Below are 4,866 nucleotides of genomic sequence, written 5' to 3' on the forward strand. Positions count from 1 at the left end.
GCGGGGCTGGCCGCCGCGCCGGGGGTCTGGGGGCTGGGGGGGGGGGCGCGGGCCGAGGCGGGGGGGGTGGCCGGCGGGGGCCGCTTCGGCTACCGCGACCGCAACGATGCAGCGTCCGTCCGGACGACGGATCCGTATCGCCATGTATATCGGGCCGGCCACTGGTATCTCGTCGGGTTCGATCTCGACAGAGACGAGTGGCGCACCTACCGCATGGACCGGATCGGCTCCGTGGAACGTATCCCCGGCACGTATCGTCGACGCGACCTGCCCGACGAGTCGCTCGGCCGCTGGTTCGACACCGACTTCGGGAGAGGCCGGGACTCGAGGCACCAGGACGCGGGCCACCGGGACCCGGGTCACCAGTAGGTGGCGTGCAGACCTCTCTCGGCGAGTTCTGCGTCGATGAACGCGCGCAGCGTCCGGGTGTCGGGGAATCGATCTTCGTCGAGGGCGACGAGCGCGAGCGTGTATCGATCGTCCCGGCTGCACAGGTAGGTCGACAGGCGTGTCGAGGTCGTGGCGTCCCTCGTGCCGAGGCCGGGATGCATGGCGCGCATCGCCACCCCGGCGGTGCGGTGCGGACCGAACGCATCGAGCACGGCCGGGACGCGACCGATATTGGAGCACAGCATGTCTCGCTCGCCGGCGCCTCTGGCGAGGCGGGCCGCGACACGGTCGGGTACGAGTTGCACGATCTCTGCGGGGATACCGTGCGGCGCGCCCTCGCGAGGCTGCCGGTACGCATGCGTGGCCTTGGCCCTGATCGTCGCCACCGTGTCGTCCGCGTCGACGGTGATACCCGTCATCGATACCCCGTTGGAGGTGGTGCCGGAACCGCGGTCGTCCACAGGAATGGAGATCTTCAGTGGGAAGGGGATGCCTGCGCGGCGGGCGATCCCGGTCGCGATCGCCAGCATCAGCGAATTCGCGGTGCCCTCTCCGATGCCGGCAGCGGCGTCCCACTCGTCGCTCGGCACGTCGATCAGGGCGGTACGGGGACGCAACCGCACCGACAGCGGGACCGGCGGTTTTTCACGCGGACCGGAACGGCGCACGCCCCGGAGACCGCGCGCGACCGTACGGACGACATGCAGCGCGTCGCGGACGTCGGAGGTGTGGGACTCGTCGGGTGGCTCGGCGTGACCGGCGAGAGCCTCGGCCACAGCATCGATCAGTCCCCGCGCGTCGGTCAGTACGTGGGAGCAGACGAGGGAGACGAGAGTGCCGCCGGCGGCGAGATGTGCTGCGACCAGTGACCACCCGGGTCCGTGTTCGGGATCGAGGTCGACTTCGGTCTGGGCATCGGCCCATTCGAGGATCGCGTCGTCCGCCACTTTCTCCGCGGGGTAGCGCAGCGGGTACGAGTGCGTGCTCGCGACGAATCGGGGGCGGGCGCCGGGTATGCGGGGCCGAACAACCCGGCGGCCGAGGGGGCCTTGCGACAACGCGTCGTGCAGGGAGATGAGGAGGGGAGCGTGCACGGTGTCGTCGGTGCGCCACAGTCCCTGCATCACCGACGGAAGCCCGGAACCGCGGTGTCGGTGCAGGAACATTTCGTCCACCACGCTCAATCGACTCATGCGTTAGACCGTAGCCCGGACCGCGGGCGGAAAGCCTGTTGACCAAAGGTTTGAACCGGGGTTCAATTCTTGGTATGCCGTACCGGCGGACCCCCGCGGTCCAACAACGTCTCGACGACCAGCGCGACGCGATTGCGGCCGCAGCGGTGGCGCTCGTCGCCGAACGTGGATACCGGGAGATGTCGATCGCGGCCGTCGCCGAACGCGCCGGAGTCGCGACCGGCAGCGTCTACCGGCATTTTGCCGACAAGTCGGATCTGATGGTGCAGATCTTCCGGGACCTGTGCGGCCGAGAAGTCGAGGCCGTCGTGTCGGCGGCCGCGACGGGATCGGCGGCCGAGCGGATCTCGGCCGTCGTGGAAACCTTCGCGTTCCGGGCGCTGCGCAATCCCGTGCTGGCCTACGCCCTGCTCGCGGAACCCGTCGACGCGGCTGTGGACGCCGAGCGACTGGTGCTGCGCAGAGCGTTCGCCGCCGCATTCGCCGGCGCGATCCGGTACGGCATCACCACGGGCGAATTCGCAGACCAGGACCCGGATCTCGCTGCCGCCGCTCTCGTCGGAGCGGTCGGGGAGGTACTCACCGGACCCTTGCGGGCCGGTGCGGCTTCGGCAGACACGGTGCCTGCCCTCGTGGCATTGTCCCTTCGCGCGTTAGGAGCGCCCTCATGACATTTCCCGCGACGCACATCGTGTCCAACCAGGCGCCCGACCTCGTGCCCTACAGCGCTGCGGACGATCGCGCATTGATCGAAGGACTGCACCGCGAAGGCGGAAGCTGGGCAGAGGACGAGGTACACGAACTCGGGGCGCTCGCGGGAGGGGCCCGGGCACAGGAGTGGGGCAGGCTCGCCAACGAATATCCGCCCGTCCTGCGCACCCACGACCGGTACGGCAACCGCATCGACGAGGTCGAGTTCCACCCGCATTGGCACGACCTGATGACGGTCGCGGTCGAACACGGACTGCACGGTGCGCCGTGGCGCGACCCGCGCCCAGGAGCGCACGTGGCCCGGGCCGCCAAGTTCTACGTGTGGGGTCAGGCCGACGCCGGCCACATGTGCCCCATTTCGATGACGTACGCGGCGATTCCGGCGCTCCGCCACAATCCGGCACTCGCGGCGGAATACGAACCGCTATTGGCGGCGCCGCACTACGACTTCGGTCTGCGGACACCGGCGAGCAAACGCGGTCTCATCGCCGGGATGTCGATGACCGAGAAGCAGGGCGGCTCCGACGTCCGCGCCAACACCACCACCGCGACACAGAACGCCGACGGCACGTACACGATCGTCGGGCACAAATGGTTCACGTCCGCGCCGATGTCCGACGTGTTCCTGACCCTCGCGAACACCGGCGCCGGGCCCACGTGTTTCCTCCTGCCGCGCGTCCTGCCCGACGGCGCCCGCAACCGCATCCGGATCCAGCGGCTGAAGGACAAACTGGGGAACAAATCCAACGCGTCGTCGGAGATCGAGTACGAGGGCGCCGTGGGATGGATCGTCGGACCCGAGGGACGCGGTGTCTCCACGATCATCGACATGGTCAACATGACTCGGCTCGACTGCGTGATCGGGTCCGCGACGGGGATGCGGATGGCAACACTCCGCGCGGTCCACCACGCACGGCACCGCGCGGCATTCGGTGCGCTCCTCGTCGACCAACCACTCATGCGCAACGTTCTCGCCGATCTCGTCGTCGAGTCCGAGGCGTCGACCACCATGATGATGCGGCTCGCCGGCGCGACCGACCGCGCGCAGGGCGACCCGCAGGAAGCGGCGCTGCGGCGGATCGCACTGGCGGTCACCAAATACTGGGTGTGCAAGCGGGCGCCCGCCCACGCCGCGGAAGCGCTCGAATGCCTCGGTGGCAACGGCTACGCCGAAGAGTCCGGGATGCCGAGGCTCTACCGCGAAGCACCGCTGATGTCGATCTGGGAGGGTTCCGGGAACGTCGCTGCTCTCGATGCGCTGCGCGCCATGGTCAAGCAACCCGACACCGTCGAGGCCTTCTTCACCGAGGTGCAGCGTGCGCAGGGCGCGGATTCGCGGTTGGACCACGCCATCACCCGCGTGGGCAAGGAACTCGCAGACCTGGAGAACATCGAATACCGCGCCCGGCGGATCGTGGAACTGATGGCGCTCGTTCTGCAGGGCGCCCAGCTCGTGCGGCACGGCCACCACGCCGTTGCCGACGCGTTCTGCGCGAGCAGGCTCGACGACGACTGGGGGATCGCCATGGGTACGTTGCCCACCGGGGTGGACACCGAGGCGATCTTGACCCGCATCTGAGACGGGCTGCCGCGGAGAGCCCCGGGCATACTGGAAAGGGTCGGTGAATCCCGCACACGAGGGGAGACCGCCATGATCGACACGAGCCGGTGGCGGGGGTTCGGGCGGCACGTCGTGCTCGCGGTGACCGAACCCCGTGCGCTGGGGCAGGCCGAGGAGATCGTGCGCTCGACGATCGACGTGTCCGAGGCAGCGTGTGATCTCCGGCGCGGTGATGCAGAACTGCACGCCGTCAATCTCGGGCAAGGCGTCCCCGTGCGGGTGAGCCCGCGCCTGTCCACGCTGCTCGAGTCTGCCCTGCGGGCTGCCCGGATGACCGACGGTGCCGTCACGCCGGTCGACAACCGCCTCGACACCGAGTCGATTCCCCCGGTCCACCCGGTGCCCAGCTACCTCGACGTCCGGATCGAGGGCGACACCGTTCACGCGCCGTGGGGCGCGGGTCTCGACCTCGAGGAGACGGCGCGCGCCGATACCGCCGACTACGGGGCGGCACTCGCCGCGGAGGGGCTCGACTGCGGCGTGCTGGTGCGTATCGGCGACACGGCGGCCACCGCGGGCGCGCGCCCGGACGGCGGATGGCAGGTGGCGTTGCCCGGCCGGAACGACATCGACTTGCCCGCAGGCACCGCGATCGCCTCGCGTAGGGCAGGGGACCGGGCCGACGACCGGTGGCGCGTCGTCACGGTGGTCGCGCCCGATGCGGTCTGGGCCGACGCTGCGGCGCAGACGGCTCTGCACTGCGAGGTCGGTGCGATCGCGTGGCTCGAGCAGTACGAACTCGCGGCGCGGCTCGTCGACCGCCGGGGGCGGGTACACACCACGGCCGCGTGGCCGGATTCTCGCGCTGCGTAACGGTTTCGGGCGTCGGGGAGAGATGTCAGTCCGAGTCGCGCATTCGGCGGTATATGCGGATCAGGTTGTCCGTAGACGCATCACCCGACTCCGGCTCACCCACACCCCCCAACACCGGCGCCAACACCGACGCCTGCT

Annotated in this window: 5 protein-coding genes; 4 read left to right on the forward strand and 1 reads right to left on the reverse strand. The window is 69.6% G+C overall.

Annotated features, from left to right (window positions below; translation table 11 throughout):
• Nucleotides 1-369: WYL domain-containing protein (locus TVH25_RS20765; RefSeq protein ID WP_422425369.1), on the forward strand; the 369-nt coding region annotated here is incomplete at its 5' end.
• On the opposite strand, the gene TVH25_RS20770 is transcribed toward TVH25_RS20765, so the two are convergent.
• On the reverse strand, nt 360-1,583 hold the full coding sequence (locus tag TVH25_RS20770; RefSeq protein WP_422425370.1) for a hypothetical protein: 1,224 nt from the start codon (nt 1,581-1,583) through the stop codon (nt 360-362). The two genes, TVH25_RS20765 and TVH25_RS20770, sit on opposite strands and share 10 nt — an antisense overlap.
• A 74-nt stretch (nt 1,584-1,657) precedes the next feature.
• On the opposite strand from TVH25_RS20770, the gene TVH25_RS20775 reads away from it, so the two are divergent.
• The 3 genes from TVH25_RS20775 (at nt 1,658) to TVH25_RS20785 (ending at nt 4,728) form a co-directional block, all read left to right on the forward strand.
• Nucleotides 1,658-2,254 (forward strand): TetR/AcrR family transcriptional regulator, encoded by a 597-nt coding sequence (locus TVH25_RS20775; protein ID WP_296550586.1) that lies wholly within the window; start codon nt 1,658-1,660, stop codon nt 2,252-2,254.
• On the forward strand, nt 2,251-3,873 hold the full coding sequence (locus tag TVH25_RS20780; protein WP_169621093.1) for an acyl-CoA dehydrogenase family protein: 1,623 nt from the start codon (nt 2,251-2,253) through the stop codon (nt 3,871-3,873). Before TVH25_RS20775 ends, TVH25_RS20780 begins: the two co-directional genes overlap by 4 nt.
• A 72-nt stretch (nt 3,874-3,945) precedes the next feature.
• Nucleotides 3,946-4,728: an FAD:protein FMN transferase gene (locus TVH25_RS20785; RefSeq protein WP_169621092.1), complete on the forward strand. Its 783-nt coding sequence runs from the start codon at nt 3,946-3,948 to the stop codon at nt 4,726-4,728.
• Nucleotides 4,729-4,866: the final 138 nt, after the last annotated feature.

The sequence above is a fragment of the Rhodococcus sp. 7Tela_A2 genome, assembly GCF_049311045.1.
GTDB lineage: Bacteria > Actinomycetota > Actinomycetes > Mycobacteriales > Mycobacteriaceae > Rhodococcus.

Coding starts and splice junctions, on each gene's coding strand:
- TVH25_RS20770 (WP_422425370.1), bottom strand. CDS start 1,583: ATGAGTCGATTGAGCGTGGTGGACGAAATGTTCCTGCACCGACACCGC.
- TVH25_RS20775 (WP_296550586.1), top strand. CDS start 1,658: ATGCCGTACCGGCGGACCCCCGCGGTCCAACAACGTCTCGACGACCAG.
- TVH25_RS20780 (WP_169621093.1), top strand. CDS start 2,251: ATGACATTTCCCGCGACGCACATCGTGTCCAACCAGGCGCCCGACCTC.
- TVH25_RS20785 (WP_169621092.1), top strand. CDS start 3,946: ATGATCGACACGAGCCGGTGGCGGGGGTTCGGGCGGCACGTCGTGCTC.